Raw genomic sequence first — 26,953 nt, 5'->3', positions numbered from 1 at the left:
CTATCGGGATGTTTCTCGAATAATCTTATCCCAGAACATGTCCAGCTTCTCGCTGATGAATTGGTAAAGATCTTCACGCATGAACCTTGCACGAGCATCTGCAACGTTAGCGGCACCTTCAATAATCTCCTGCTCAGAGAGCCCTGGTGTATCGGGACTGTACTGTTCCATCAATAACTCAGCGCTACTCTCTGTCTTGCCATGCCAAACTGAAAACTCAGCATTTTTCGTTATTAAAAGATTAAGTAATGCCGGATCCGTGTTAAACATGTCCATAATATAATTTTGAAAATCGGCCAGATTCATAATACCGCTGGTGAATTTTCTTTTAATTTCCGCCATCACAATTGCTGGCGGCCTGCCAACAGTGCCGTAACATTGTGGAATTTGATTCTCAGGGAATTGGCAGATACTTTGGGAAAACAGATTCTTAATGTAACCTCTTGTTTCAGTGGATTCACTGCCCGCAATAAGTAGAGTACCAGTTAACCCTCTTGTAGTAGACAATACACTGTACAGTACTGACTCGTTGTAAAATAATTTTAATTTCTTCAGCAGGTTGAATATGTGGACAACATCAGACTCAAACTCCAGCTCCCGATTGATATCAATCAAAGCCATTCGAGTCTGGATTTGATCAATGATTTCTGTTGTATGATCCTGACAATCCCGGTCGTAAGCAGCGTCAATAATCGAAGCAATTTCAGCACCTACATCTTCCGACTGATCTTCTCGAAGTGCCAGTAGATTCTGCAGGATTTGCAATAATTTTAATTTAAGCACGTAGCTTTGGTTCTGAGCAGCATTAACTTTCTCATGCAACCTGTCCATTGCATTGTGAAGAGCTGACCCAGGAAGAAAGCTACGGTGAAATGCCTGCAGACATCTTTGAACATTGCGTTTGATAGAAGAAGTGGCATCTGCCTGACTCTGTCTGTTACTACTGTTTTGGCCAGCTTGATTTTGCGCCCGTACCAATTCATGTAACGTCATTCCGTCCAATCGTGCTCGTCCTTCACGCCAGTCGGATAGAAATTTATAATAATCCACTTCTACCTGCTCTTGCTGCCATTGATACACATCCAAAGGTGAGCGATACAAATGGGGATGACTTTCCAAAGGTCGGGCTAACACACGTTGTTGCTCTTGTGTTAATTGTTGTTGACAGGCTTCGATAAACCCTTCACCTTTTTTTTCCCGCAAAAAAGAGCACTCAGGGTAAAGTCTTGCATGAACCTCATCAAGGGAGCGCACTCCCCACTCCTGTTGCCACTCTTTAATTGAACCTCCACAGGTAAAACATAACAGCCTTTTTTCCAGCAGTGATAAATAAAATCCAGCATCTGATATTTTAAAAGCACTCTTATTGCCAGCAGGAAAATCACGTATAAATCTCATTTGTCTGACTGCACCATGCAGAACGATAGAGTTTCTGCGATCGTTACTGTTTACCATATATGGGTTAAAGATTGTAGAAACCAGCCCCGCATCAGGGGCTGCGGCATGATCAGCACCATAACCAGTATTAGTGGTTGGTATCGCGGTAATATCATTAATTAACAGAAACGCATTGAACCGATCCTCTCTATTGATAATAAAGTGTTTCAGTTCAGTATTGTTAATAGGAATATCTGAACCTACATTGTATAACTCAGCACTATCACGAAAGTTTCGTAACAGTTTCCGCTCCGATAATAACGCAGCAATCGAATCAAATTGTTTATCTTCTCCATTAATATGGCCGAAATACCGGGTAGTGCTGTTAACGTCAGCAGCAGGATTTGAGCTTTCCGAAGATAGAGCAGGCTGGCAATACTGTACTGGTGTTATCTGACCACTGATTGAATTTAACCGCCTGTTTTCACGGGCAACCATTCGCTGCAAGCCACTGTGTGTTGCCGGTAAACGATAGTCATCTGACCTGTATCCACTGGCTGCTGCCTGTTCCGTCATATGTGTTTGATCCGCTGGTGTGAATACATTTAATGTTTCTATGTCATTCACCAACAAGAATACTTGCTGAACACGAGCATTCTCAAGAATCAATGTTTTGAGTGCGCTATCCTCAGGGGGGATATGGACATCAGAAAGATATCTTCCGGTACTCGCCCTGAAGTTATCCATAAAAGGCTGAATCTGGAGCAGTAACCGTAGCGACTTAAATGTTTTAGTCTGGCCATTAATGATAAATTGATAAGAACTCCCCGCCTGATTCTGGTGACTCTGAAAACCTGAAGGAAGGTCATATTCATGACCAGAGGAATCAGTATTAGCAACAGGCTGCGGGTTACCCGATAAATAATTGCCTGATGTACTGGCAATTGGCCTTACAAGGTATGACTGATATCTCGAAACAGCCGCCGCATGGGCATTATAAACATCAGATTCATCATCGCTGCCCAAATCAATAGTTGTCTCTACAGGGTCCCTCGCGGAAAGATTATTCACCACGCTCTCCTTTTGTTCATGACTACCGTAATTTTTGAACAAAGTTGATCGATGATAATACTTTAGATGTAAATTAAGAGGGTGAAATCAAACGTTCCACCCTGCTGATCTCCTAGAGAATACTAATTCCTCCCATATAGCTCTGAAGTGCTTCAGGAATATGGATACGCCCATCCTTATCCTGGTAATTCTCCAGTACCGCCACCAGAGTACGACCCACGGCAAGACCTGAACCATTCAGCGTATGAACCAGCTCAGGCTTGCCTGATTCGTTGCGGAAACGCGCTATCATTCGACGTGCCTGGAAATCAACACAGTTACTGACGGAAGAGATTTCACGGTACTGATTCTGGGCGGGCAGCCAGACTTCAAGGTCGTAGGTCTTGGCAGCCCCAAAGCCCATATCGCCACCGCACAGTGCCACAACGCGATAAGGCAGCCCCAGCTTCTGGAGAATGGCTTCTGCATGCCCTGTCATCTCTTCCAGCGCTTCATAGGACTTGTCAGGATGGACGATCTGCACCATCTCAACCTTTTCAAACTGGTGTTGACGGATCAGGCCACGGGTATCACGACCATAACTGCCCGCTTCGCTTCGGAAACAGGACGTGTGAGCCGTCAGACGAATGGGCAGTTGATCAGCTTCAACAATCTGTTCACGCACCAGGTTGGTCAGGGTAACTTCTGCCGTAGGAATCAGGAAAAACTGCTTCTGGTCAGCACCGGAATCATCATCACAGGCGGTTTTGAACAGATCTTCCCCGAATTTGGGCAGCTGGCCAGTGCCATACAGGGCTTTATCATGAACCAGCAGCGGGGTAATAACTTCTTCATAGCCGTGCTCAGTGGTCTGAACATCCAGCATAAACTGAGACAGAGCCCGGTGCAGGCGGGCAATTTTGCCACGCAGCATGGCAAACCGGGAGCCGGAAATATGAGCAGCCGCTTCGAAATCCAGGCCAAGAACTTCACCCAGATCAACGTGATCTTTGACATCAAACTCAAACTGTCGTGGCTCACCCCAGGTACGAACCAGTACGTTGTCGTTTTCGTCTTTACCTTCTGGTACAGAGCTGTCTGGCAGGTTAGGCACTTCCAGCAGCAGGTTATTCAATGCTTCCTGCAGTTCGGTCAGGGCCTGCTCATTTTCCTTGAGTTCGGCATTCACCTGATCCATGCGCTCTTTAAGCGCGGAAACATCACCGCCCTGGGCCTTGATCTTGCCAAATTCCCTGGAACCCGACTTACGTTCGCTCTGCAGCTGCTCAGTTTTAACCTGAAGCGACTTGCGACGCTCCTCCAGAGAAACCAGACGCTCAATATCCAGTTTGTAGTGCTTCTTCAACAGCTGTTCCGCCACAGCTTCAGGATTGCTGCGAACGATTTTGGGGTCTAGCATATTCCTACCAAATTAACTGATTGGACGATGGTTTTCTTATCCGGGCAGACGCTTCAAACGTTTACCATTCTCGTCACGGATAACCTGCTGATGATACACCATGACTCTGCGACATTCGATAAAGATAATAAACAGGAAGTGAGGACCGTTAACCGTTCAGGATCACCCGTATGCCCTGATAACCCAACCAGGTACCAACCAGACACAGAGTCACACTGGCCAGCATATAAACGATTGCCTCAACCAACCGATCGGCTTGAAAAAGCCGGAAAATATCCAGTGAGAACGTAGAAAAGGTGGTTAATGCCCCCAGAAAGCCTACGGTGGCAAAATCTTTCCAGATCGCAGGAAGCAGGCTTTTCTCTACCAGGCAGTACCAGCCAATCCCGATAAGAAACGAACCAATAATATTTACCGTTAAGGTCGGTAGTGGAAACAACTGATCATTTCCGGATTTTGCATACCACTCATAAACCAGTGAACGTGCCAGTGCCCCGAGGGCTCCACCGGCGGCTACAGCGAGGTAATTCAGCAAATACGGGTATTGCATCAGGGCTTCCTTTCAGATGAGGGATAGAGAATTTTGAATTCATCGCCATGAAACGGTTCTAACCATATCAAAAGGCCAGGCAACCTAAAATCAACAAGTTAAGTAATTCAGGTTGTGTGGGCCATTTGAAATTATGAATATATGATTGGATAATATAAAAACTATCGCTTTACTGTACTCTCTTCATCAAGCCGTTTCAGCCAGGCCAGCTTTTCCTTGATCTTAATTTCCAACCCGCGATCATTCGGCTGATAATAGTCCGGCACATCCATCTCTTCGGGAAAATAGCGTTCCCCTGTCGCATAGGCATTGGGCTCATCATGGGCATAGCGATAACCAGCACCATAGCCAAGGCTGCCCATTAATTGAGTCGGTGCATTCCGCAGGTGATGAGGCACCTCATAGGATGGATGACTTTTTACATCGTCCCATGCCGCTTTCCAGGCTTTATAAACGGCATTACTTTTTGGTGCACAGGCGCAATAGACCGTTGCATGGGCCATGGCCAACAGTCCTTCCGGTGCCCCCAGCCGCTCAAATGCCTGCCAGGCATTAATAACAATCTCCAGTGCTCTCGGGTCAGCATTGCCAATATCTTCACTGGCAATAGCCACCAGCCGACGAATCACGTAGAGAGGATCCCCTCCCCCATCAACAATTCGAGCGGCCCAGTAGAGTGCGGCATCGGGATTAGAGCCGCGAACGGACTTATGAAAGGCTGAAATGGTATCGTAAAACGCGTCACCGCCTTTATCGAAACGTCGCCCGGTATCGGCAAGAATGGCCTGAACCGCCTCAGACGTGATAATGCCGTTCTCAGCCAGATCCGATGCAACCTCCAGAGTGTTGAGCGCCTTGCGACCATCGCCGTCAGAATAGCGAATCAGAATATCCCTGGCGCTTTGCTCCAGCTGAATCCCCTTGCCGCCCAGGCCTCGTTCTTCATTGGTCAAAGCCTGGTCCACAAGTTGGCCAATGGCCTCTTCCCCCAGCGGCTTAAGTACGTAGACCCTGGCCCTTGAGAGCAATGCATTGTTAAGTTCAAACGATGGGTTTTCGGTGGTGGCCCCGATAAAAATAACGGTACCGTCTTCTATATGAGGCAGGAATGCATCCTGTTGCGACTTGTTAAACCGGTGAACCTCATCCACAAACAGCACTGTTTTCCGCTGGTAAAAACGCTGTTCATCCTTTGCCCTTGCTACCGCTTCCCTTATGTCTTTAACCCCGGAAAGCACGGCAGAGAGGGTTTCAAAATGGGCATCGGTTTTTGTCGCAATCAGTCTTGCCAGCGTTGTCTTGCCAACGCCGGGCGGCCCCCAGAAAATCATGGAGTGGAGCATACCCTGCTCCAGCGCTTCCCGCAGGGGCTTGCCTCTGGCAAGAATATGTTCCTGGCCCAGGTATTCATCGAGGACTCCGGGGCGCATCCTTGCCGCCAGGGGTTCATAGCGACCGGAAGCAGGGGCATCAAAGAGTGAGGTCATACCCTGCTCTCATCAATAATATCAAAACCGGCCTTCTCTAATGTCTGCAGGTCAGGTTCAAACAGTGTATTGTCCACCGGTTGATTGAGGTTCACCCGGGTAAAGTCAATTCGTCGCTTACCACCGAGAGAGTCCACAATCGTGATGGCTGAAATCTCCTCCCTGGAAAAATGGATCTCCAGCCTTTCAAAAAGATCGGACGCTTTACCGGGTTTCAGGGTATAAACCACCTCCGGACCATAGTTCATACGAGTCACCGCGTACTCCATCAGAAACTCACTGGCATCGCCACTCAGTAGCTGCACGGCGGTCGGTCCTGACTGATTGTCCATCTTTTTAATCACCACCTGCTTAAAGTCAGGATCAAGCATCCAGAGCTTGCCATCTTTAGCAATAATCTCCTGGTTAAACGGTGAAGTGATATGCCAGCGGAACTGATTTGGCCGCTTAAGTTGCATACTCCCCTTCTCAACTTTGGAGCGTCCGCTTTTATCAATGGTACTTTGAGAAAAATTGGCACTGACCGTATTCATGGCCTGCAGCTTTTGAGCCAGCGCATCAGCGGCTTTCTGATCATGTTTTATACTGGCCGGCGTACTGCTCTGTGCCCTGGCCAGCATGGATGAATGAGTTGACGCCTGCTCAGCAGACCAGACTGGCATGCTGATGGCAAAAACCAGTGGTAAAACAGTCAATAACGGCGTTTTCTTGATCATAAACAGGAACTTAATCTGGATAATTAATGCTTGGGCGGTGGTGAAGCAATCACTTCACGATTGCCGTTAGTCAATGCCGGGCTGACAACACCTGCCGCCTCCATGGCTTCAATCATTCGGGCCGCCCGGTTATAACCTACCTTCAGCTGCCTTTGAACCGAAGAAATGGACGCCCTGCGTGACTCGGTAACAAAAGCCACGGCTTCATCGTAAAGAGGATCCTGCTCATTGTTATCCAGCCCGCCCGAAAATGCACTGCCTTCCGAACTCTCACTGACACCATTGAGAATCTCTTCCACAAAATCCGGCGTTCCCCGCAGCTGCCAGTCAGCCACCACCCGATGCACTTCATCGTCAGCAACAAAAGCCCCGTGAATTCGGACAGGAACACTGGTTCCCGGGGGTAGATAGAGCATGTCACCGTGGCCCAGTAACTGCTCAGCGCCACCCTGGTCGATAATGGTTCGGGAGTCAATCTTGCTGGACACCTGGAAACTGATGCGAGTAGGAACGTTGGCCTTAATCAGACCGGTAATCACATCCACGGATGGGCGCTGCGTGGCCAGAATCAGATGAATACCCGCTGCCCGAGCCTTTTGGGCAATACGGGCAATCAGCTCTTCAACCTTTTTACCAACAATCATCATCATGTCGGCAAATTCATCAACCACGACCACGATAAAGGGCAGCGTGCCTAACTCTGGTGCCACATCTTCCGCTGATACCGGCTGATAGAAGGGATCCCGGTGCGGCTCCCCTCTTTCCAGGGCATCTTTCACCTTGCGGTTATAACCGGCAATGTTACGAACCCCCAGATGTGCCATCAGCTTGTAACGACGCTCCATCTCGGCAACACACCAGCGCAGGGCATTGGCTGCCTCTTTCATGTCCGTCACTACCGGTGCCAGAAGATGCGGAATGCCATCATAGATGGACAACTCCAGCATTTTCGGGTCAATCATGATCAACCGCACATCTTCCGGGCTGGACTTGAACAGCATGGACAGGATCATGGCATTGATACCGACGGACTTACCGGAACCCGTGGTACCGGCCACCAGAAGGTGCGGCATTTTAGCCAGGTCAACAATCACCGGCTGACCGGAAATATCATGTCCCAGGGCAAGGCTGACCGGAGACTGGGCGTCATCAAAAGCCCTGGATGAAATAATTTCGCTATAGAAAACGGTTTCTCGGTCATCATTGGGAATCTCAATCCCCATTACTGACTTTCCGGGAATCACTTCCACCACCCGGACACTGACCACTGCCAGAGAACGGGCCAGGTCGCTGGCCAGGTTGGTAATTTTACTGGCCTTGGTACCGGGTGCCGGTTGAATCTCAAAACGGGTGATAACCGGCCCTGGATGGACAGCAACCACTTGGACATCGACACTGAAGTCTTTCAACTTCAGTTCCAGCAACCGGGACATGGCATCCAGAGACTCTGGACTCATGGCCTTGCCGGAGGGGCGGGCTTCATCGAGCAACGAAACGGTTGGTAAACTTCCCTGCGGGGTATGTTCCACCAGAGGTGGCGTTTTCTCCCTCGCTGGAGGAGGGACTATTACCGGCTTTGGCTTTTCGGCTCTCTTCTCAACCACCGGTGGAGCCGGTGGCATAGAGTCTTCCTGCAGCTTTAATGCAGGCTCCTGCACCGGTGACAGCTCGCTTTGCTCAGGCTCAGGCTCACGCTGCTTTCTGGCGGCCAGCTTATCCTGCAAGTCAAAATACAGCGCAATCAACTTTTCTTTGCAGTAAACGGCGAAGCGCAGGCTCCAATAGCCGACACTGTCCATCAAACGAAACCAGGAAAGATCGGTATAAAGTGTCACGCCGAGGAGAAACAGCGCCATCAGCAGCAGTGTACTGCCGGTGACATTAAAGGCTGGCAGGAACAGATGAATAAGCAGCTCACCAATAATCCCGCCGCTGGACGAGGGAAACAGTTCACTCAACCCATGATAATGGAGTGAAGCCAGGGCAGCCCCTGAAGCAATGGACAGAATAAAACCCATACTGCGAATCAGCAGTAACCAGGAATTCCATTCATCCGCTTCATGCCGGTAGCGAAAAACCCGGATCGCCTTGATCACCAGGATAACCGGCACCATCCAAGCCAGAAACCCAAACAGGGTTAGCAGCAAATCCGCTGACCATGCCCCGAATCTGCCGGCACTGTTAGCAATATCCCTGACCGGGCCAACATGAGACCAGCCGGGATCGACCTTATCATAACTGGCCAGTGCCAATGCCAGAAAAGCGGCCAGTACCAGCCAGCCAAACATAATGCCTTCACGCACTCGTGATGAGAGCGTTTCCGCCGCTGCTGCGCCCCGGATTGTACGCTTGCACCGTCGTATGGAAACAGGCTCTTGTGATTGATCACTATCCGGTTGATGACTCTTATCCGGCTGATGACTCTTTTTGCTTACGGACCCTGCCATTCGGCTCCCTGAGATAACTGATTATAAACACAGTAGTTTAACCCGAGAAGATAACACGAGCCCTTAACTGCGGACAATCCTGCATCCATTCTTATACAAAGAACAAACATCGACCAATGAGGTAAAAATGAACAGTTTTTGTAGCCCCGGATCTGCTTGCAGGGTATTTTAGAGCGCTGTTTCTTTTCAGGCAGCGCCCTTCAAGGCCAATCCCCCATGTTTCGACCATCCTTTCTTGACTTCTCACAGCGAATGAGCCGCAACCCGGCTGTTTCAATGGGTCTATTGTTGATCACCCTGACCTGCAGCATCCTGTTCTCCCCTATTGTCATGGAGTACCAATCCATTGGGGTCACCCTGTTTTCCTGCCTGATGATTGCCAGCCTGGTTCTGACCCTCGGATCGCTGACGGAAAACAGTCCAAAAATCCGTCTCTGGTTAGAGATCACCGGCACCACTATCGTGATACTCAGGGCGGTGGTTGAGTTCCCAAACCCGCCAAACTGGCTCCCCTTCTTCACCTTAATAGCCAGCATGCTGTTCCACCTGGGCATGATGCTGATGCTTATCGGGCACCTGTTCAGCATTAAGCCACAGGCCGAGAAACTATTAGCGGCGATTAACTTCTATTTACTGACGGGCATCACGTTCAGTTATCTTTATTTACTGGTGAACCTGATTACCCCCGGGGCATTTGATCTTGCCAATCAGGGTATTTCCAGCTGGCCGGATTATCTCTACTTCAGTTTTGTCACCCTGACTACGCTGGGTTATGGTGACATTCTGCCCCTCAGCCCTCTGGCACAGGGCCTGGTATCTCTCGAAGCGATTGTGGGTGTATTGAGTCCGACAGTAATGATTGCCCGGTTTGTTGGGAAATAAGACAAACCTGGTTTCGGTGGCAGCGGATAAACTGCCATCGACAGGGCTTATACGAGGGAAAATTCAATGAGACTCTGCTGGAAACTCACCGGCAAACATTCTCTACATAGCTGCCGAAACATCACTGTGCTCTCATCATGTCTGCCAGCTGTAAGTAGCGGTCACTGTTATGGAGCCCATTCAGCAAACGCTCCGGTACCGCCTCCAGCCCATTCATCGCTCCCAGAAGCACACCCGTTAAGGCAGCCCTGGCCATATTGTTGCCGCCTCCATTAATGGCAGACAAAACACCCTGCTCAAACTGGTCAGGGTAGCGGTGCATCAGGTAGTAAGCACAGGGAAGCAGGTGAACAAGCTGGCAATCCATGCCATAAACCTGACTGATATGCAGGGCCGGTTCTATACGAACGGTCTCTGGTTGCCAGGCCACCTGTCCATTCCCGGGAGTCAGTAGATGGTCGTAACGCTGTATTGCCGACATCACATCTGAGCATTTTGCCATAGCCGCTAAACAGGCCGGTAATTTGGTCAGCGGAACGCTGTTGACCATGGCCTGAACAACCAGGGCAAATACCAGTGTATTCTGCCGTATAAAAGGCTCCCGATAGAATGTCTGCAGCAGTTGACCAGCAGCGTCTACCAGCTCAACCGGGTCATCAATCGCCAGGGCCAGCAGGGATACAAACTGTGCTCCCTCGGTTGTGTCACAACCCGAAGCAATCCCGGAATCCCCCCAATGTAACCCCGTGCGGCGTGCCCTGATCAGGTCCACCATCAATTCATCAGTATAGCGCCCGGAAAAGGACTCACCGGACAATGGCGCAAAGAAATCATCAAGCCGGGCAAGGAAATCTGTCAGTACAAAGCCATCACAATGGGCCAGAGACTCAAGCAGCAATACGATCACCTGGCCCGTCTGGGAAACGTCGCCTGCCCTGACACCCTGCTGATAACGGAAATGACTGATATTGGCAAAACCATGGCAGCCATTAACTGCCGGGTCCTGATAAGTATCAATCCAGGGGCCATAATCCTGAGCCAGTTGATCCAGGTCATAATACCAGTGGGTGCCGACGCCCAGGGCATCACCAATGAGCAGGCCAGCCACCCCACCCTTTATCCGGCTCAGTTTATCAATGTTTGAAGGGTATGATCTGATGGTCGATGTCGAAGTCATAGCAAGCCCACATTGCAAACCGTATACACCCCATGAACATAGCTGAATTTAGCGACCACCGCAGTGTATTCGCTGCCATTTCACACAGGGGCATTCAGAATGGTGATACCAAACTAATACGAATATATACGACTATTTAATTGCATTAGTCGGCGTATTGTTGCCTGAAGTCCACACTATTTATATGAGAATAAGCCCATGGAATCCGTACACGGTCACAATGTACTGAATATGATCAGAGAGCAGGAAGCTGCGCTGAGTAAAGAGGCGCTCCTCACAGCAATGTCAGCAGAGTTTGGTGAAGAAGCCCGATACCACACCTGCTCCGCACAGGAACTGACAGCAGCAGAACTGGTTGATCAGTTTGTTGGGAAAGGTAAGTTGATTGAAACCAGTGAAGGCATTCAATACATTGGTTGCAACTGCCATTGTCATTAAAAAAAGCCCGTTTACGGGCTTTTTTTAATCTGAGTTTTTCTGAGCAGAAAACAAAAAACCGGTCACAAGAACCGGTTTCAAAATTTTATTGTTGTTGCCTGTCTCATCTTTGTGGCCTTTGTGTCACCTCCCCCGCGACGTAAAGGCCTTTTCTGGAGAAATCCCCCCATCTCTTTCCCCTTCAGGCGTAAGCCATAATACGTATTGTTTTTTCTGACATATTGACCTGAATCAATATTACATCATCCATCGCATAAACTCCTGATTGCTTCAGGGTAAACTCCACTTTTTATCGAGTTAATGCTTCATGGTTTAGCTGGGAAAAATCTCTCTGTAAGATGGAGGTGGCGGCTGAAGCTCTAACTGCGAGCTTATAACCGTCACGTAAGATGGAGGTGGCTCTGGCAACAAATGATTAGACTCCAGGCTGATAACCGTCAATGCCTGGTCTGATCCCGTCTGCTTTGAATCGTTGTGCATAGGCAAGGGCTGAACCGCCACGATGGACTCTCTCCCTGGTTGCGGGGCTGTTCTGCTAATTGAAAGATCAGTGTGAACAGGAGCAGCCTCCCGAGACATTATACCGCAGCAGCCACCATATTTAGCATCGAAATAGGCACCTATTCCAAGGATTGCGAAAATACCGACACCCGAACCAGCAAGAGCACCGAAACACACTTTAGCCACCATGGTGCCTTCTAAGGGTAAGCACGAACCAATCACCGCACCGGTAGAAGTTGCACCGGCCCAGGTCAGGCCGAGACATGATGAACGGCAATTATCATTTTCTAAAGTACAGCCAGGATTATTAATGTAACCATTCGCTCCTGACGGTGTAGCAGGCAAGCTTTGCATTTTGGATCAATCTGAAAGTAGTTAACGATAGTTATTTTAAAATCGAGTTCTTTTAAAATCGCTGATTATCAGCAGCTATTTCACTGCTTGAACACATTCGACCTGTAAAATCGACCTGTAAAATCACTCATAGTTCCGGATAAAGATCATCAGGTGCGGATAAGTCCGTGAACATAAGCCCAATTTGAAGAAAATGGCACTCGACCTTTAATTTAAAGGCACAATTTCAAGCCCGAAAGATGGCGTTGTTCCCGGGTCCAGCGAATTATCTTCAGTGCCAATGGAAATATTGAAGCGTAGTCGTGACTCGCTGATCCCCTGCTCATTTAAATGCTGAACAATATTCTCTTGCAGTACTTCCATTTTGTTCTGCCAGGTATCCAGCTCTGCCAGGGTCTCGGGTACCGTGCTGTGAATGATAAGCAGAGCATTCATTGATGAGTCAATGTTCATATTTGTAACAAATGAGGCCAGATCAGAACTTTTTTCAATCCCGGATTTACCGGGTTCCAGCCTGAAGACATTGTTGCCAGCATCCTGTTCGATTGTACGTTCCATCTCATAGTCATGGGGCTTAAAGATATCCACCAATGTATAAATGCGTCCATTGCCCCGACGCACCGCGTAGACCGTATAGAAAGCATTCAGCTTTTTCCCAATATAAAACGCTTGTTCCTTATCCTGACCATAGAGCGTGGAAATATCGAAGACATCGTTAGCCCAGAAATTACTGGCACCACAGGAAAAACTGCGGCATTCAAACAGCGTCTCAACACCCTCCCCTTGCAACAGGCTGACATAAAATTCATAGCCCTGATTGCTGCTGTGCCCGGGCGGCAGAAAGTAGAGGTCCCTGATCAGGTGCCCGTCAAGCCACTGAGCGCCATCCGAGGTAACAACGCCGTTGACCCGCTTCATCCGATTGGTAATGATCGGGTGGTTCTGTCGGTTCTCATCGATGGCAAGCTCTATGCGGGCATTAGGATACGCTGGAAGTCCCGACGCATAGGTTGAAGCGCCAATTACCAGGCAAAGCAGGGTACTGATTATTTTGCAGGCAATGGTTAAAGAGCCAGATTTAAGAGTCTTCAGTAGACCCGGGATATCCACAATCACTTTATTCATGAAACACCATCCAAGTCTTCCCCCAACGACGTTTCAGACTATCATAATTTACTGCCTAAAACAGAGTTAACTATATTGGCAATCGCTTCCACCTGATCGACCATGTGAAGATGATGGTTGCCACTCATCGGGTGAAAATGAATATTTGGCAGCTTATGATGATACTGGTTAATAGCGTCACTGATCGGACCAATGTCAACATAGACCATATGAGCATTACAGGTTATCTGCCGGGGAAATGCCAGGGTCTGCTCAAGGGAAAAACGGGTGGGAGATCCCAGCTTTAAACGGGGATCTGCCGTCCAGATCCAGTCATCTCCATCCTGAATAATAGATCGATCCACCAGCAGTTCTGACGATTGCCTGGAAACTTTGAACTGGCCCATGGCCCTGGCCCGAACGGCCAGCTCCTTCGATCGATAGCGGGTCACTGGCAGCTGATCAACCGGTGTTCTGCGTTGATTGATATAGTTCGCCAGTGCTTGAGGAGCATCTTCAGGGTTTCTTGGCCAGGGGAAAAGCCCGTCAATAGCTACCAACCCGGCAACCTGATCTTTCAGCACGGAGCCCGCTGCCATCGCACTGACCACACCGCCCATGGAATGCCCAAGCAAACCAAACCGTTCAAGTTGCAATGACTCAGCGATATAAACCAGATCTTCAACGTAGTGCCAAACATCATAACTGAACCACGCGGGACGATGTTGAGAAAGACCATGGCCCGCCTGGTCCACAGCTATCAGCCTGATGCCCTCTAACTTTGGGGCCATGGGAGTGAAACTGGCCGCATTATCCAGCCACCCATGAAGTGCGATCACCGGAACACCCTCAGGGTCCCCCCACTCCAACGCAGCAAATGTTAAATGCGGTGTTTGAATGTTCAGCTCCCTTGGATACATCGTAGACTCCTTGCAATTCAAAGTATTGACTTATTTAGGAAAGAAGTAAGGCCGAATGGCTGACCATTGCAATCACAGCCAATCTATCAGAGAAATCGTGAATGTTAACACAGGGAAGCAACAAAAACAGAAACCCCGTAAAAACGGGGCGGAACTACTGTCAGACAGCACAGAGCGATTTTAATTGTTATTGGAGTGGTATATATTCTTTTTCCTTTAGCGGCAGGGAATCCGGTCCCGCCTTTTTTGTTTTTGCTGCGACCTGCTGACTTCGGCAACCCGCTACAGGAGTGACTACAGAATACGTATTTCCCGCACACACTTTATTGATCCAGATCAAAAAATAAGAACATTGTCGCTTAAAGCACAACCGTGATTATTGCACGAACAGGCTCTCAGTCCTTCGCCTTGACGTCTGATGTCTCCAAGCATCCCGTTACTTTCAGTTCTTTATGACCTTAATGAGCATAACAGTTATGATTGGATAATATAAAACCAATAAGTTACAGGATGCTGACTCACGCAGCACCCTCTTCAGACTTGGGCTCAAACATTGGGGGAAGCAAAGGCATCGCCATCGCCTGATGGACCAGCGCCATAATATCCATGTCACCAAGGCGATGAAGGACCGCAATATCGTCCAGTACATAATACAATGGCTGCAAAATATCGATCCGGTAGGGCGTTCTCAGTGCTGTCAGTGGGTCAAAGGCGGTTCTGACGGGAATATCACTCTCCAGGGCATAGGCCGTTTCACCGAAGCTGGAGAGAATTCCACCGCCATAAATACGCAACCCCCGGGAGGTATTCAATAAGCCAAACTCAACCGTCATCCAATAAAGCCTGGCAAGGTAAACCCGCTCTTCTTTGCTGGCAGCCAGACCGAGCCTGCCATAGGTTTCCGTAAAGTCAGCAAAATCCTGATTGGTCAGCAGAGGGCAGTGACCAAATATTTCATGAAAAATATCCGGTTCCTGCAGATAATCCAGCTCATCTCTGACGCGGATAAAGGTGGCAACCGGGAATTGTTTGTCGGCTAAAAGCTTAAAAAAACGATCAAAGGAGATCAGCGCCGGCACCCTGGCAACCCCCCAGCCGGTTTTACCGTTAAGCACACGGTTTATTTCATCCAGTTGTGGAATGCGCTCTGACGGCATGGCCAGTTCTTCGATGCCGTCCATGTATTCATCACATGCCCGACCTTGCAATAACTCAATCTGTCGGTGATACAGAATACTCCAGGTTTCATGCTCCTCATCTGTATATTCAATAAAGCCTGACTCGTCAGGCTTTCTGGCCTGATATTTGGATGACTTCATAAAACTCTCCCCGGCCTTGCAGCAAGGTAGTGAATCACTACCCCACCGGATTGATGGTTCATTCCCCTGAAAAGCCCTGTAATAGAACCTGTTCCATAAGAAAACCCGACGGATTGGTGATCAGTCAGATCAGAGAAAAAGCTACAACACCCCTCTTCTCATCTGATCCCTTTCCATGCTTTCAAACAGCGCGGTAAAGTTACCCTCACCAAACCCTTCATCCCCTTTGCGCTGGATGATCTCAAAGAAAATCGGGCCAATGGCGGTTTCAGTGAAAATCTGTAACAGCAATCCACCCTCCTCAGTAGGTGCACCGTCCATAAGGATGGCACTGGCTTTCAACTTATCAACATCTTCCTGGTGCCAGGGCAGCCTTTCAGAGAGCATCTCGTAATAGGTGTCCGGTGGCGGGGTCAGAAAGGCGGCACCGTTGCCCCGCATCGCCGGTACCGATTGATAGATATCTTTGGAGTACAGCGCGATATGCTGGATACCCTCGCCATTATATTGGTGCAGATACTCTTCAATCTGGCTCTTGTCATCAGAAGATTCATTGATGGGAATTCTGATCTTCCCACAGGGACTGGTCATTGCCCTGGATTTCAACCCGGTCAACTTGCCTTCAATATCAAAATATCGAATCTCACGGAAGTTAAAAATATCCTCGTAGTAAGATGCCCACTTATCCATATTGCCCCGCTGGACATTGTGGGTAAGATGATCGATAAAGGTCAGGCCGACACCTTCAGGTTCCTGATCAACGCCCTCAACAGGAACGAAGTCCACATCATAAATCGACCCTTTGTCGCCATATCGGTCAACCAGATAAATCAGGCAGCCACCGATGCCCACAATGGATGGGATATTCAGCTCCATGGAACCACTCTGGGTTGGCCCGGGTTGACAGCCCAGTTTGAGCGCCCTCTCATAGGCAAACGCCGCATCTTCTACCCGAATGGCAAATGCACAGGCACAAGGGCCATGCTCCCGGGCAAACTTCTGGGCAAATGAGTCAGGCTCGCTGTTAACGATAAAGTTAATTCCCCCCTGGCGATAGAGTGTCACCTCTTTGGATCGGTGGCGCGCTACCGCAACAAATCCAAACTGTTTGAAGAGGCTTTCCAGTGCCAGCGCATCCGGCGCTGCGTATTCGACAAATTCAAACCCGTCGGTTCCCATCGGGTTTGTGCTGGTAATCTTTGACATTTTGTTCGTTGTCATGCTTCGTCCTCTTTTACAGTCCAGCCACAGTATAGAAAAAGTATACGATCGCCCTGATGCAAAAGCCTTGCGATATGCAGCCTCATTACGCAAGATGATACAAAAGGTTTGCATCAGATGAATTGGCGGAGCCATCAAACCGGGCTTACACTACCTGAAAGCAGCCAGTTATGTCGGGATCCTGCCAATAAATTCGGCAGCAGCCCTGATTGCCGGAGGTTGTTAATGAAAGAAGTGCATTATTCCGGTTAGAGAAGATGCTTAATCCGGGTCTGTCTGCATTGATCAGAAGTGTGGCCAACAACACAGCGAGGGATCGGATGGCGAGCAGAAATGTATTGGATACCTACGACATCAGACTTTTGTCTGCACTCCAGAAGAATGATGCGCTATCCCTGCAATGTCTTGCAGAGCTGGTCAGCCTCTCTGCATCACAATGCTCCCGCCGTATCAGTCGGCTGAAGGCAAAAGGCTATATACAGAAACAGGTGACTTTACTGAACCCGCAGGCGGTTGGCCTGGATGTTGAAGCCTTTATCACGGTTTCCCTGGATAACCATACCCCGGACTCTGCAACCCATTTCAAAGAGGCCATTCTGGACATGTCTCCGGTTATGGAGTGTCATGCCATCACTGGCAGTGATGGCGATTACCTGTTAAAGGTGGTGGCCAAAAATCAGCACGCACTCTCTTTTTTCCTGATGGAAGAACTGATGAAAATTCCCGGTATCAGCCAGATCAAAACGGCCCTGGCTCTCTCTGCCATTAAATCCACCACGGTACTGCCCCTCAGCTTATAGAGTCTTTTATGGAGTTCCCGATGAAGTTTACCCTGACCGGCACAGGCAGCGTGAAAGGATGCCCGGTTTATGGTTGTGACTGCCCCGCCTGCATTAAAGCCATCATGGACCCTTTTCTCGCTCGCCGCCCGGCTTCCGCCATCCTGGAGTCCGACAATGAAATGATGCTTATTGATGCAGGGCTTACGGATATTGAAGATCGTTTTCCAGCAGGCTCCCTGAAACAGATTATTCTGACCCATTACCATATGGATCATATTGCCGGTTTATTCAGCCTGCGCTGGGGAAGTGGCCTGAAAATATCCGTGACCGGGCCAGACACCTCGGATGCCCCGGAAGAGCTGTTGAAACATTCCGGCATTCTGGATTTCAGTCAGACAGTGACGCCCTTCGCTCCCTTTACTGTCAATGGTGTCAGGATAACCCCTGTTCCCCTCAGTCACTCACGCCCAACCATGGGCTATGTTTTTCACCGTAATGGCAGGACACTGGTCTACCTGACGGATACCCTGGGACTGCCAGAGGAGACCCTCACCTTTTTTACCAGCAATCCGGTCAATGTCATGATTATTGACTGTAGTTACCCTCCGGACATGTCAGCGTCTCCCGGAGCTCACAACAGCCTGAATGATGTTATGGAGTTGCACCAGAGGATACAACCATCACGCACGATTCTTACCCATATTGGCCATGAGCTTGATAACTGGATGAATACCAATCCGTTACCAAAAAATATTGAAGCTGGCCATGATGGGTTGGTAATCACCCTTTAGGCAGGAGCATGTTTATGAAATATCCGGGTTAGGACTATGGGCAGACAAAACGCTGGCCATCAACTATGTTTAAGCATGCCTCAATATCGATGACTGTGAGTCTTGACCGCCTGTTGGGATCACGGTGATCTGGAGTTATCAACATGTCTGATTACACCGAGTTGATGGGTGAGCTGCTGGAGCTTGGCGTCAATGCAAACCCTGCATCGCCCTATACAGCCTGTATTCTTGATGCCTCTGGACAGATACTGATTACTGCCTGCAATGCCTGCCATATCAGCCCCCTTTATTCTGCGGAAGGGCTGGCGCTTCACCTGTTAGCCAGTGAGTTTGACTGCCAGCAGAAACAGCCCTTGATAATGATCACCACTGCTGAGCCCGATGACCTGAGCCTGATGGCGATCTACCGGGCTCACTGTCAGGGAACTCATATTGATGAGATCACCTACGGCGCTTCCCGCGCTGTGCTGAAAAAATTGTGGCCATCTGACCCAAGCCAGGGACTGGCTGAAAGCCTCAAGCACTTTCCGGATGAATTCTCCACTGGCTTGAACATTCATGGGCAGGTACTGGCAGACGAGTGTTTAGAAGCCTTTAAAGAAGGCAAGGACATGTTTGATCGAGGTGATGACCCAGTGCGTAGCATGGATATTGACCAGTACTGGATGGCCGGTGACTGGTTGATTGATGACTGGGAAGAGAATCTCGAATAGTGCAGAGAAGCGTTAATACCCACACATAATCACCCCGTCAATCATCCTGCCTTCAGTAGCGACTGCCTTCACCGCAGTCCCTGACATGACATATGGGTATTCAGACAATCCATAACAAAGATTTCAAATGAGTTGTGTCAGGTGGGGAACTTTATGTAAAAAGAGTGGTCAGAAAGCTAGAGTTCCATAATTCAATAATTCAATGGATATAGCTACTGTTTCCGAGCCAATATATACAGTTTCGTACCACGTCTCTTATTTTCAAGATACCGCTTTTTCTGAATCGGGCAGATTTTGTCAGGCCTTCTCCCGTGATGTTGCAGAAACAGCTACTGTTCCATGCGCTGTGTCCACTAATGAAACTCCTGAGAACTACCTTCAGCAGCCAACGGTGCATTTTCATAATCCACTTGAGGATCCCCGGTTTGAAAAAAGATCGATAGTCATCGTTTATAACCCTGAACATCACTTGCCAGTCAGAATGGGGCTGAAGAAGCATAATCATGCACCAAAATATATTCCCGCTAATGAACGTTTTTCGATCCAGTCTATTTTAGGTATTGGTTCATCAGGTGATTCAGCCCGGTCAAGAGATAAGGTCCCGGATGCAAGTTCCACCCTGACAGTGAAGCGCAACAGGAAATGTTGTAAAGATCCTGCTGAGGCAGAACGTCAAAAAGGAGCGTAAAAGGGCGCGCCAGAGGGAGCGTTACCGGAATGATCCCGAGTTCGCGCAGCGCAAAAGAGAGCGTCAAAAAGAGTACTACAAGAATGACCCCAATTACGCACAACAACAGAGGGCGCGGAAAAGAAATCCTGCTTACCTGGCACTCGCAAGGGAACGCTACAGGGAGCGCTGCAAAGATCCCGCTTACGCAGAGAAACAAAGGGAGCGCTTCAGAAATTACCAGAGAGAACGCTACAAGAATAATCCCGATTATGCAGAGTATCGAAGGAAGATCCAAAGGGAGTATCAGAGGCAACGCAATCAGGCGCGCAAGAAGGAAACACTATCATAATGTTATCTTTTGAACATAGCGACAATGAATATGTATCAACACATTGAAAAGTGGTTCCACCTGACAAAAAAGATGACTCAAAGATGGAACTTTTAGCCATATAACATTGACAAAGAGAAAGACCAATAAAATACAGGGTCAATTTTTTATGAGCAACCCGATATCTGCTAACAAGACATTAAATAAAATAGCTAACCCTAACGATGATCAACTTCACCGAAGATATTCCACAACGGTACGGAATAAAGAAAAACACCTGAGATACACCCCTTATACCACCACACGTCAAATATTTACAAACGACCACTTCAACTCAAGACAACATCAAACCAACTTATCACAAAGACAGATGGAGATTAATTATCAACGTTTTAACCATTTAAGTGTTCCTTGTGGCTTACAAAACACTTCTAATGACAACCCAAGGATAAAAAGTAACATCTCTAAAACTATGCACCTCTATTTTTCTGAAGCTGGCATAATAAGGCAACCACAGTTTTATGAAGAATCTGATAAATTGGCACATAACTCTATGTCAACTAATAGTAGAAATACTCAGTTTACCTATACAAAAACAGATCCTGATTCATCAGATACTTTTTTAAATTCATTCATGCAAAGTGGAGCTATGACGAATAATTTTACAGGTACTGAAAAAAATCCGGAGAGTCAGGTGGTTGCAAATTCAGGTGCCAGAGCAAAATACACTGAAAAGGAAAAGAGTCTTCTCCCCTATCCCTACACTCACTATAGCCCGAAAGTTGGTTACTCCCCGGTGGAAAGATATGCCTTCTGCAATCAGCATCAATTAAGTGAGCCAAAATCTGATCAAATAAATAAAAATTTGTGTAAAGTAAATTCTCTCTGGAAATTTATATTACATAATATTATTCATAATCGAGATAACTCCACTGCCTGGGTAAATATTAGACAAGGTATCTTTGAATTTAAAGATCTCGACAAATTTTCAGAGCAATGGACCACTCACAGACAAAGAACAACCCCCGTCGTCTTTGAAAATATTGCAAGATCAATCAGGAATTATTATACCGCAGGCATAATTACTAAATTTGATCAGTATGGCACCCACCTGCCAAGACTGCATTATCGCTTTAATCTATCGAATCCTGTTGTTGCTGATTATTTTAAAACCATAGGACTCATGCGTTGAGTAAAGTCAAACCAGGAGCCCCCACTCGTAGGCTTGCTCACGGCCTCACCGGGAATGGAACTGCCCTGACAAACCATGAATCCTTGACACTGACCACCAGTGACGGCAACACTGGAGTGCTTGAGTTATAACCCCACAAAGACGAATTTATGAAAATAACAACAATTATTATCAAAGTGAGTTAAAACCCTTTGTCAGTGATGGCTGCAGCCTGTTTCCGAATGGCACATTATCCCAGCCTGATCAATGGTTGCACTGCTGTGTTAGTCATGATTTTACTTACTGCCAGGGCGGCACCGAAGAAGGCCGATTACATTCAGACCAGACATTGCGACAGTGTCTCAGAGAAGCGGGCCATCCCCGGATTGGCGCTGTAATGTATGCCGGAGTTCGGTTTGGCGGCAGTCCATTATGGCCCACACCGTTCCGCTGGGGGATTTGGCTGGGAGTATCCACGTTTTTATCGCCCATTGTCTTCAGAGGAACTTGATCAGGTTGAAACCCTTTCCCTGCAGATGGAAATAATGGAAAAGGAGTAAACCGATGAAGTTGACCTGGCATTTATCTGTATCTGAACATTGTTGGCTGGGAGAAACACCCTCAGCGACCGATTGCTTTAAAAAGGTACCGGGTATTGACGGAATACAGCATTGATCTCGCCCAGCACCTCTTTTGATAATTTCAGCTGGCAGGCATCAATATTTTCCTTAAGCTGCGTCAGTGAACTGGCTCCGATAATCGTCGATGTTACACCCTCTGTTTGATATACCCAGGCCAGTGCCATCTGTGCCAGGGAGAACCCATGGCGCTTAGCTACCCCATGATAGCCTTCAATCGCCTTGTGAGTCATTGGGGTATTGCGGAAGAGACCATTTCTCTGCTGAAAAGACCAACGGGAACCCGACGGAATCTGTCCATTTCGGTACTTGCCAGACAGCACTCCACCGCCAAGTGGCGACCAGGGCAGATAAGCGACATCATTTAATACACAGGATTCCAATACATAGGGTGAGTCCTTGGCATGTATTAAGCTGAACTCGTTCTGGATAGATACCATCCTGGGCAAATCATACTTCTCACTCAGCCGCACATACTCACCAATGCCCCAGGGCGTATCATCTGAAAGGCCGCAATAACGAATCTTCCCCGCTTTAATACAATCATCCAGCCCTTGAAGAATATCCACCATTTCCGCTTCCTGCCGCGCTCGATCCACCTGGGTATGGGGAACCATCCCTGGCCAGTGTCTGGCAAAATGGGGAGAGACCCGGTTTGGCCAGTGCAGCTGGTAAAGATCAATACAGTCTGTATTCAGGCGTTTCAGAGAACCTTCCACCGCTTCTTTAATACGCTGACCACTGATTGGGCTGCCATTACGTATCCACGGTAGTCCCACACCGACAATTTTCGTGGCAATGACAACCTCATCACGCTTGCCCGGATTGGCCCGGATCCATTCACCAATGCAGCGCTCAGTTTCACCGCTGGTCTGCTCATCAGGGGGAACCGGATACATCTCGGCCGTATCGATAAAGTTAATTCCCTGGTCCAGCGCGAAGTCAATCTGCTCTAACGCCTCATTCAGAGAGTTCTGCTGTCCCCAGGTCATGGATCCCAGGCAGACCTCTGTCACCTGCAGTTCACTGCATCCCAGTTTAATTTTTTTCACTGACCGACTCCCCGGTATTTTTAAGGGTTAATGCATATTACAGTAATAGAAAAACACAATCAGGAGAATAATCAAATCAACACTGCTGACTGGTCCTGGTGAACAGCAAACTATTGCTCGGCAATGCGATAAAGCAGCTTAATAAAAGCGTCTGTACTTTTCTGGCTGGGGGACTCAATCCCGAATTTATTATGAAAATAGATGGACAGCTGACAATCCCTATTGCCCAGCATAACGGTATAGCCATCATCCATTGACTTTGCGGTAACACCTTCCAGGAAGTAGCCCCCGGCCACCTGTTCACCCTTGCCCAGAATGCGCGCAAATGCCAAAAGACACTTTTGAATATCGATATGTTGATCCACTGACTGACTCCTTCAGAAAAGCAAGGCTCCCCGCTTACGTAATTTTCAGGGAGGCATAGAGAAAACAGTGCAAGATAAACACCACAAGAGTGACAGTTGCTCTCATGGAAAGGTAAGACTTTACCCGACCATCGGCCAAAGGCTCCGTATGAACGCACTCAATAATCAGTGTTGCCAGATAACCGATGGCAAGTAACACCAGCATCTGATGATTCGCCAGCCCTGCCAGAAGCCCTCCGAATACCGAGAGTGCAATGGCATTACTGGCCAGTACTTTAAAAATGCTTCTGGATTGATTCTCACTGTAGACGGCCTGCCCCCATAAAGAACCGGCCATAAAGCTACTGATAATGATGGAATAAATAATGAACAGTTGCTCCCCTGTATTATCAAACAGAGACTGGTCCCTGATGGATAGAGACAGCGTAATAATAAAAGGCATTATCCCAAGCCAGGCAAGCCAGTACATGAGTCGTTGAAAGCGATCCACTCGGTTCTCCTTTGGTCTCACAGTGATGTCTAAACATTCAACCTCACAGGTATAGGGCTTATTCTGCCAGCGAGCAAGGATTCTCAGCCAGATGTGGCGAGCCACATCATAAAAAAAGGGAGCTTTCATACATATTTTCACTCAGCTTTTGCCAGTAAAGGTGAGCTACGCCCTATCTGTACGAATGGTCAGATCGAATGGATCATGCCATATCATTGCTCCGGGTTTATTAATGCTGAATGAATGTGTTAGCCTGAAATGGATACGAATCAGAATAATAGAGCCGATAAAATGATTAACCAAACGACCTTTAAGGTCGCAGCGGCCTGCCCGGTTAAAGAGAACTCTGCTCAGCGGATGCGTTGATCGTGAGTGGCAATGGCCCGTCAGGTTGACCTTTATCAGGGACTGATAAACGGGAGCCTCTGTCGTGTATATTCTGCGGTTGAATACTGCTGGCCAGCCTGTTGAGTGGCTTACCTGGCAGGAAACAGTATGCCTCTACTCAAGAGAGTTGGTTCGCTGGAGCCTGGGAGATATTATTTACCGGATCCATGGCGGCTATAACCGGTGGCATGGAGATCGAACGATTATCGAACTCCCCAGTATCGTTGCCTGTGGCGGTAAACGGCTTTTTCCCTGCCGAAACAATCCAACCCTTACCAATTTCTCACTGTTTGAAAGAGACAATCATCAATGCCTGTATTGTGGCCGTTTCTTCAAAACAAGGGAGCTTACCCGGGATCATATTGTGCCAAAATCCAAGGGAGGCGCTGATGACTGGATGAACGTTGTTGCTGCTTGCCGACGCTGTAATCAGTTTAAAGGAGACAAGCTGCTGGAAAACACCGAGATGTCACTGATTGCCCTGCCCTATCGACCCAATGCTGCCGAATATCTTGCCCTGGTCAACAGCCAGCGAATCCTGCCGGATCAGGCTGACTATCTCAGAACCCAGTTTTCCAAAAACTGTCGCTGGAAAAGCCGTAATCGCAATACATCATCCAGCATATTGCAACCCATTTAAATCGTCAGCTGAAGCCCCTGTCTATGTACAGGGCTCCGGTGTAAACTCCCCGCCCTGTTCATTTTTTTGTATTGGAATCAGCAATGCCCCTGAATCTCGACAACGATGGCTACCTGGCCAACCTTGACGAATGGAATACAGAAGCTGCCACAGAGCTGGCGGCGCTTGAGGGTATAGTGCTCACTGAAGCGCACTGGGAAGTGATTTACGCGCTGCGGGCGTTCTATCAACAATATGAACTGGCCCCAAACCAGCGACCTTTTGTTAAGCATATTGCCAATACCCTTGGCAAAGACAAAGGGAACAGCCTCTATCTAATGACGCTTTTTCCTGAAAGCCCGGCCAGAGTTGCTGCCCGAATTGCCGGACTGCCCCGTCCTACCAACTGCTTCTGACCGTCAAAGAAGCTACTCTGCCGGGAAATAGAAGGCATACTCACATCTGTAATATGGGCAGATGGAAACCAAACCACAACAAAGTCCTGCTGATTGATGACAGTGACACCAGCCACTGCTCAACAGGACACGGTCGGTTCTCAATGCCTTATTTTTCCGGGCTTACCTGCAGTTGATCAACATCCTCTTTGAGTCTGGTAAAGCCAACGGCTTCCACAGCCTCCAGATAACCAGAATCATTTTCGCTCTTGCCCTGAAGCAGGTTGGCGGCAATTCTTCCGTAGGTCATGGCTCCTTTGGCACCGACTCCGGACATTCCGGCGATCACCACGAAGTTGCTGTCCATGTCACCGGATGGCGCGACCAGCTGGGAAACAATGGGTACCTCAGTACTGGTCAGGCTATAGACACAGGAAACATCGTCAACCAGTTGCAGATCCTCATCGTTCACCGGCACCCCATGCATGCGTAAATACCGACCGGTGTTCTCAATGCTCCAGCGAATCTCCTCTTCGGACAACGCCTGGTGCCAGACATCGTCCAGACTGTTGATGTCGCTGCGCTGGAAATGGCCGCCAATCTTGATGACCGGATTTCCATCTGCACCAGAAGATTCAAACATGGAATAAAAACTCCCCTCCCGGGTGCCAGCGGAGCTGTTAATCACCGGATAGGCGCGTCTCAATTGACTGCGGGCGTGATCCTCAAGTTGATGATACTTCGCCGGACTGATCTGCAGGAACGCAAGAAATACCCGCTTTGGCGTGATCAGTTTATCCATGTAGGGTGCCAGCTCAGTTAGCAATGGGCCGGTGTGAGGACCCGAAGCGCTGACGATCTGGCTGGCTGTCAATTTCCTTTCAGAACCTTGCGAATCTTTGCTGGCAATAAGGTAGTGGTTACCCTGCTGTTGAATATCGCTAACGGAAGCATTGTAAACAATTGTGCCTCCTTTCAGTTTAATGGCCCTGTGCAGCAGTGAGATCAGTGCTTCAGGATTAAGGGTGCCTGAGTGCTCATTGAATTCACGATGCAGAAAAACCCCCTCCGGCAGCTGAACACCAAACATCTCCATTCCCTCCTCCGGCGTTCGAGCTAATTTGTAGTCCACCTTTTGTCGTTCAGAGGAAGCAATAATGGCATCAGCCGCTTTCAGCGGCCTCATATAATTGACGGGTGTTGTCTGGTAGACAGCAGACATCGAGGTATCGTCGCCCTGATTACCGAGATAGGTGACCAGCGTTGCGGTTTCCTGAACCGAACGGTTGTGGAGGTAAGACCACAGATCGCTGCCCAGATTGTTACTTCTGGCAATGCGTGTCAGCCCTTTGCTGGAACCCTGACTGTATTCTCGATCCTGTTTTTCCAGCAGGATAACCTCTTTGCCGTCCCGGGCCAGCTGCCAGGCAGCGGCGCTACCCATCAGCCCACCGCCAATAACGACAACATCGTGGTGCTTTTCACCGGTAGTATCCCAAGCCTGGAGCTGACCACTGAAGAATACTAATATCGATGTAAGTACTAAAGAGAACGCAGTCATATTTCCTCCATGAAATGATATCAAGGTA

25 protein-coding genes are annotated in these 26,953 nt (G+C 48.5%); 9 read left to right on the top strand and 16 right to left on the bottom strand.

Annotation, left to right across the window (positions count from 1 at the left end):
* From ACO6VE_RS00170 to ACO6VE_RS00145, 6 genes are all read right to left on the bottom strand, one after another.
* Positions 1 to 2,448, bottom strand: coding sequence for a hypothetical protein (locus ACO6VE_RS00170; RefSeq protein ID WP_422459062.1), 2,448 nt, complete (start codon positions 2,446 to 2,448; stop codon positions 1 to 3).
* A gap of 112 nt (positions 2,449 to 2,560) precedes the next feature.
* Positions 2,561 to 3,847 carry a serine--tRNA ligase gene (serS, locus tag ACO6VE_RS00165; protein WP_422445031.1) on the bottom strand — a complete coding sequence of 429 codons (1,287 nt, stop codon included), beginning with the start codon at positions 3,845 to 3,847 and terminating at the stop codon, positions 2,561 to 2,563.
* A gap of 148 nt (positions 3,848 to 3,995) precedes the next feature.
* Positions 3,996 to 4,397, bottom strand: coding sequence for a fluoride efflux transporter CrcB (gene crcB / locus ACO6VE_RS00160; protein WP_422459060.1), 402 nt, complete (start codon positions 4,395 to 4,397; stop codon positions 3,996 to 3,998).
* A gap of 161 nt (positions 4,398 to 4,558) precedes the next feature.
* A complete protein-coding gene (locus ACO6VE_RS00155; RefSeq protein WP_422459058.1) occupies positions 4,559 to 5,884 on the bottom strand; it encodes a replication-associated recombination protein A in 1,326 nt (441 codons plus the stop codon).
* Positions 5,881 to 6,600: an outer membrane lipoprotein chaperone LolA gene (gene lolA, locus ACO6VE_RS00150; RefSeq protein ID WP_422459056.1), complete on the bottom strand. Its 720-nt coding sequence runs from the start codon at positions 6,598 to 6,600 to the stop codon at positions 5,881 to 5,883. The genes ACO6VE_RS00155 and lolA overlap by 4 nt, the downstream gene beginning before the upstream one ends.
* A gap of 23 nt (positions 6,601 to 6,623) precedes the next feature.
* Entirely contained in the window at positions 6,624 to 9,047 is a 2,424-nt protein-coding gene (locus tag ACO6VE_RS00145; RefSeq protein WP_422459054.1) for a DNA translocase FtsK, read from the bottom strand.
* A 216-nt stretch (positions 9,048 to 9,263) separates the two neighbouring features.
* Here ACO6VE_RS00145 and ACO6VE_RS00140 point away from each other — a divergent pair, with 216 nt between their 5' ends.
* Complete coding sequence (locus ACO6VE_RS00140; protein WP_422445041.1) at positions 9,264 to 9,929, top strand: potassium channel family protein; 666 nt, start codon at positions 9,264 to 9,266, stop codon at positions 9,927 to 9,929.
* Positions 9,930 to 10,050: 121 nt separating this feature from the next.
* On the opposite strand, the gene ACO6VE_RS00135 is transcribed toward ACO6VE_RS00140, so the two are convergent.
* Positions 10,051 to 11,106, bottom strand: coding sequence for an ADP-ribosylglycohydrolase family protein (locus ACO6VE_RS00135; protein WP_422445043.1), 1,056 nt, complete (start codon positions 11,104 to 11,106; stop codon positions 10,051 to 10,053).
* Positions 11,107 to 11,304: 198 nt separating this feature from the next.
* Between ACO6VE_RS00135 and ACO6VE_RS00130 the strand changes: the two genes are divergently transcribed.
* Positions 11,305 to 11,544: a YecH family metal-binding protein gene (locus ACO6VE_RS00130; RefSeq protein ID WP_163372612.1), complete on the top strand. Its 240-nt coding sequence runs from the start codon at positions 11,305 to 11,307 to the stop codon at positions 11,542 to 11,544.
* A gap of 312 nt (positions 11,545 to 11,856) precedes the next feature.
* On the opposite strand, the gene ACO6VE_RS00125 is transcribed toward ACO6VE_RS00130, so the two are convergent.
* The 5 genes from ACO6VE_RS00125 to hppD all read right to left on the bottom strand — a co-directional run bounded on the left by ACO6VE_RS00125 (position 11,857) and on the right by hppD (position 16,963).
* A complete protein-coding gene (locus tag ACO6VE_RS00125) occupies positions 11,857 to 12,399 on the bottom strand; it encodes a hypothetical protein (protein WP_422459052.1) in 543 nt (180 codons plus the stop codon).
* 207 nt (positions 12,400 to 12,606) lie between these two features.
* Positions 12,607 to 13,524, bottom strand: a complete 918-nt coding sequence (locus ACO6VE_RS00120) for a DUF4892 domain-containing protein (protein WP_422445047.1) — start codon at positions 13,522 to 13,524, stop codon at positions 12,607 to 12,609.
* Between the two features lie 41 nt (positions 13,525 to 13,565).
* Positions 13,566 to 14,423, bottom strand: a complete 858-nt coding sequence (locus ACO6VE_RS00115) for an alpha/beta fold hydrolase (protein ID WP_422459050.1) — start codon at positions 14,421 to 14,423, stop codon at positions 13,566 to 13,568.
* Between the two features lie 518 nt (positions 14,424 to 14,941).
* Positions 14,942 to 15,742: a phenylalanine 4-monooxygenase gene (gene phhA, locus ACO6VE_RS00110; RefSeq protein WP_422445051.1), complete on the bottom strand. Its 801-nt coding sequence runs from the start codon at positions 15,740 to 15,742 to the stop codon at positions 14,942 to 14,944.
* A 141-nt stretch (positions 15,743 to 15,883) separates the two neighbouring features.
* Positions 15,884 to 16,963: a 4-hydroxyphenylpyruvate dioxygenase gene (gene hppD / locus ACO6VE_RS00105; RefSeq protein ID WP_422445053.1), complete on the bottom strand. Its 1,080-nt coding sequence runs from the start codon at positions 16,961 to 16,963 to the stop codon at positions 15,884 to 15,886.
* Positions 16,964 to 17,220: 257 nt separating this feature from the next.
* Here hppD and ACO6VE_RS00100 point away from each other — a divergent pair, with 257 nt between their 5' ends.
* The 5 genes from ACO6VE_RS00100 to ACO6VE_RS00080 all read left to right on the top strand — a co-directional run bounded on the left by ACO6VE_RS00100 (position 17,221) and on the right by ACO6VE_RS00080 (position 21,439).
* Positions 17,221 to 17,763 carry an Lrp/AsnC family transcriptional regulator gene (locus tag ACO6VE_RS00100; RefSeq protein ID WP_422459048.1) on the top strand — a complete coding sequence of 181 codons (543 nt, stop codon included), beginning with the start codon at positions 17,221 to 17,223 and terminating at the stop codon, positions 17,761 to 17,763.
* Between the two features lie 20 nt (positions 17,764 to 17,783).
* Positions 17,784 to 18,536, top strand: coding sequence for a phosphonate metabolism protein PhnP (phnP, locus tag ACO6VE_RS00095; protein ID WP_422445057.1), 753 nt, complete (start codon positions 17,784 to 17,786; stop codon positions 18,534 to 18,536).
* Positions 18,537 to 18,679: 143 nt separating this feature from the next.
* Positions 18,680 to 19,249, top strand: coding sequence for a hypothetical protein (locus ACO6VE_RS00090; protein WP_422445059.1), 570 nt, complete (start codon positions 18,680 to 18,682; stop codon positions 19,247 to 19,249).
* 202 nt (positions 19,250 to 19,451) lie between these two features.
* On the top strand, positions 19,452 to 19,937 hold the full coding sequence (locus ACO6VE_RS00085; RefSeq protein WP_422459046.1) for a hypothetical protein: 486 nt from the start codon (positions 19,452 to 19,454) through the stop codon (positions 19,935 to 19,937).
* A gap of 479 nt (positions 19,938 to 20,416) precedes the next feature.
* Complete coding sequence (locus ACO6VE_RS00080; protein WP_422445063.1) at positions 20,417 to 21,439, top strand: ETS domain-containing protein; 1,023 nt, start codon at positions 20,417 to 20,419, stop codon at positions 21,437 to 21,439.
* Between the two features lie 616 nt (positions 21,440 to 22,055).
* Here ACO6VE_RS00080 and ACO6VE_RS00075 read toward each other — a convergent pair.
* From ACO6VE_RS00075 to ACO6VE_RS00065, 3 genes are all read right to left on the bottom strand, one after another.
* The gene (locus tag ACO6VE_RS00075; RefSeq protein ID WP_422445065.1) at positions 22,056 to 23,108 is read right to left on the bottom strand and encodes an aldo/keto reductase; all 1,053 of its coding nucleotides are present in this window, start codon (positions 23,106 to 23,108) and stop codon (positions 22,056 to 22,058) included.
* A 110-nt stretch (positions 23,109 to 23,218) separates the two neighbouring features.
* Positions 23,219 to 23,473 (bottom strand): DUF3081 family protein, encoded by a 255-nt coding sequence (locus ACO6VE_RS00070; RefSeq protein ID WP_422459044.1) that lies wholly within the window; start codon positions 23,471 to 23,473, stop codon positions 23,219 to 23,221.
* Positions 23,474 to 23,507: 34 nt separating this feature from the next.
* Positions 23,508 to 23,963, bottom strand: coding sequence for a DUF3429 family protein (locus tag ACO6VE_RS00065; protein WP_422445067.1), 456 nt, complete (start codon positions 23,961 to 23,963; stop codon positions 23,508 to 23,510).
* Positions 23,964 to 24,393: 430 nt separating this feature from the next.
* Here ACO6VE_RS00065 and ACO6VE_RS00060 point away from each other — a divergent pair, with 430 nt between their 5' ends.
* On the top strand, positions 24,394 to 24,990 hold the full coding sequence (locus ACO6VE_RS00060) for an HNH endonuclease (RefSeq protein WP_422459042.1): 597 nt from the start codon (positions 24,394 to 24,396) through the stop codon (positions 24,988 to 24,990).
* An 83-nt stretch (positions 24,991 to 25,073) separates the two neighbouring features.
* Positions 25,074 to 25,385 carry a TusE/DsrC/DsvC family sulfur relay protein gene (locus tag ACO6VE_RS00055; protein ID WP_101745945.1) on the top strand — a complete coding sequence of 104 codons (312 nt, stop codon included), beginning with the start codon at positions 25,074 to 25,076 and terminating at the stop codon, positions 25,383 to 25,385.
* A 148-nt stretch (positions 25,386 to 25,533) separates the two neighbouring features.
* Here the strand turns inward: ACO6VE_RS00055 and ACO6VE_RS00050 are convergent, their stop codons facing one another.
* Positions 25,534 to 26,925 (bottom strand): NAD(P)/FAD-dependent oxidoreductase, encoded by a 1,392-nt coding sequence (locus ACO6VE_RS00050; protein WP_422459040.1) that lies wholly within the window; start codon positions 26,923 to 26,925, stop codon positions 25,534 to 25,536.
* Between the last annotated feature and the right edge of the window lie 28 nt (positions 26,926 to 26,953).

The sequence above is a fragment of the Endozoicomonas sp. ALB115 genome (genome assembly GCF_049310245.1).
Classification (GTDB): domain Bacteria; phylum Pseudomonadota; class Gammaproteobacteria; order Pseudomonadales; family Endozoicomonadaceae; genus Endozoicomonas.
This window is presented reverse-complemented; position numbering and strand designations above follow the sequence as displayed.

What these genes read in the sequence shown, in the direction of transcription:
- serS (WP_422445031.1), bottom strand. Translation starts at nt 3,847, where the DNA reads ATGCTAGACCCCAAAATCGTTCGCAGCAATCCTGAAGCTGTGGCGGAA.
- crcB (WP_422459060.1), bottom strand. Translation starts at nt 4,397, where the DNA reads ATGCAATACCCGTATTTGCTGAATTACCTCGCTGTAGCCGCCGGTGGA.
- ACO6VE_RS00155 (WP_422459058.1), bottom strand. Translation starts at nt 5,884, where the DNA reads ATGACCTCACTCTTTGATGCCCCTGCTTCCGGTCGCTATGAACCCCTG.
- lolA (WP_422459056.1), bottom strand. Translation starts at nt 6,600, where the DNA reads ATGATCAAGAAAACGCCGTTATTGACTGTTTTACCACTGGTTTTTGCC.
- ACO6VE_RS00145 (WP_422459054.1), bottom strand. Translation starts at nt 9,047, where the DNA reads ATGGCAGGGTCCGTAAGCAAAAAGAGTCATCAGCCGGATAAGAGTCAT.
- ACO6VE_RS00140 (WP_422445041.1), top strand. Translation starts at nt 9,264, where the DNA reads ATGTTTCGACCATCCTTTCTTGACTTCTCACAGCGAATGAGCCGCAAC.
- ACO6VE_RS00135 (WP_422445043.1), bottom strand. Translation starts at nt 11,106, where the DNA reads ATGACTTCGACATCGACCATCAGATCATACCCTTCAAACATTGATAAA.
- ACO6VE_RS00130 (WP_163372612.1), top strand. Translation starts at nt 11,305, where the DNA reads ATGGAATCCGTACACGGTCACAATGTACTGAATATGATCAGAGAGCAG.
- ACO6VE_RS00125 (WP_422459052.1), bottom strand. Translation starts at nt 12,399, where the DNA reads ATGCAAAGCTTGCCTGCTACACCGTCAGGAGCGAATGGTTACATTAAT.
- ACO6VE_RS00120 (WP_422445047.1), bottom strand. Translation starts at nt 13,524, where the DNA reads ATGAATAAAGTGATTGTGGATATCCCGGGTCTACTGAAGACTCTTAAA.
- ACO6VE_RS00115 (WP_422459050.1), bottom strand. Translation starts at nt 14,423, where the DNA reads ATGTATCCAAGGGAGCTGAACATTCAAACACCGCATTTAACATTTGCT.
- phhA (WP_422445051.1), bottom strand. Translation starts at nt 15,742, where the DNA reads ATGAAGTCATCCAAATATCAGGCCAGAAAGCCTGACGAGTCAGGCTTT.
- hppD (WP_422445053.1), bottom strand. Translation starts at nt 16,963, where the DNA reads ATGACAACGAACAAAATGTCAAAGATTACCAGCACAAACCCGATGGGA.
- ACO6VE_RS00100 (WP_422459048.1), top strand. Translation starts at nt 17,221, where the DNA reads ATGCTTAATCCGGGTCTGTCTGCATTGATCAGAAGTGTGGCCAACAAC.
- phnP (WP_422445057.1), top strand. Translation starts at nt 17,784, where the DNA reads ATGAAGTTTACCCTGACCGGCACAGGCAGCGTGAAAGGATGCCCGGTT.
- ACO6VE_RS00090 (WP_422445059.1), top strand. Translation starts at nt 18,680, where the DNA reads ATGTCTGATTACACCGAGTTGATGGGTGAGCTGCTGGAGCTTGGCGTC.
- ACO6VE_RS00085 (WP_422459046.1), top strand. Translation starts at nt 19,452, where the DNA reads ATGGATATAGCTACTGTTTCCGAGCCAATATATACAGTTTCGTACCAC.
- ACO6VE_RS00080 (WP_422445063.1), top strand. Translation starts at nt 20,417, where the DNA reads ATGAGCAACCCGATATCTGCTAACAAGACATTAAATAAAATAGCTAAC.
- ACO6VE_RS00055 (WP_101745945.1), top strand. Translation starts at nt 25,074, where the DNA reads ATGCCCCTGAATCTCGACAACGATGGCTACCTGGCCAACCTTGACGAA.
- ACO6VE_RS00050 (WP_422459040.1), bottom strand. Translation starts at nt 26,925, where the DNA reads ATGACTGCGTTCTCTTTAGTACTTACATCGATATTAGTATTCTTCAGT.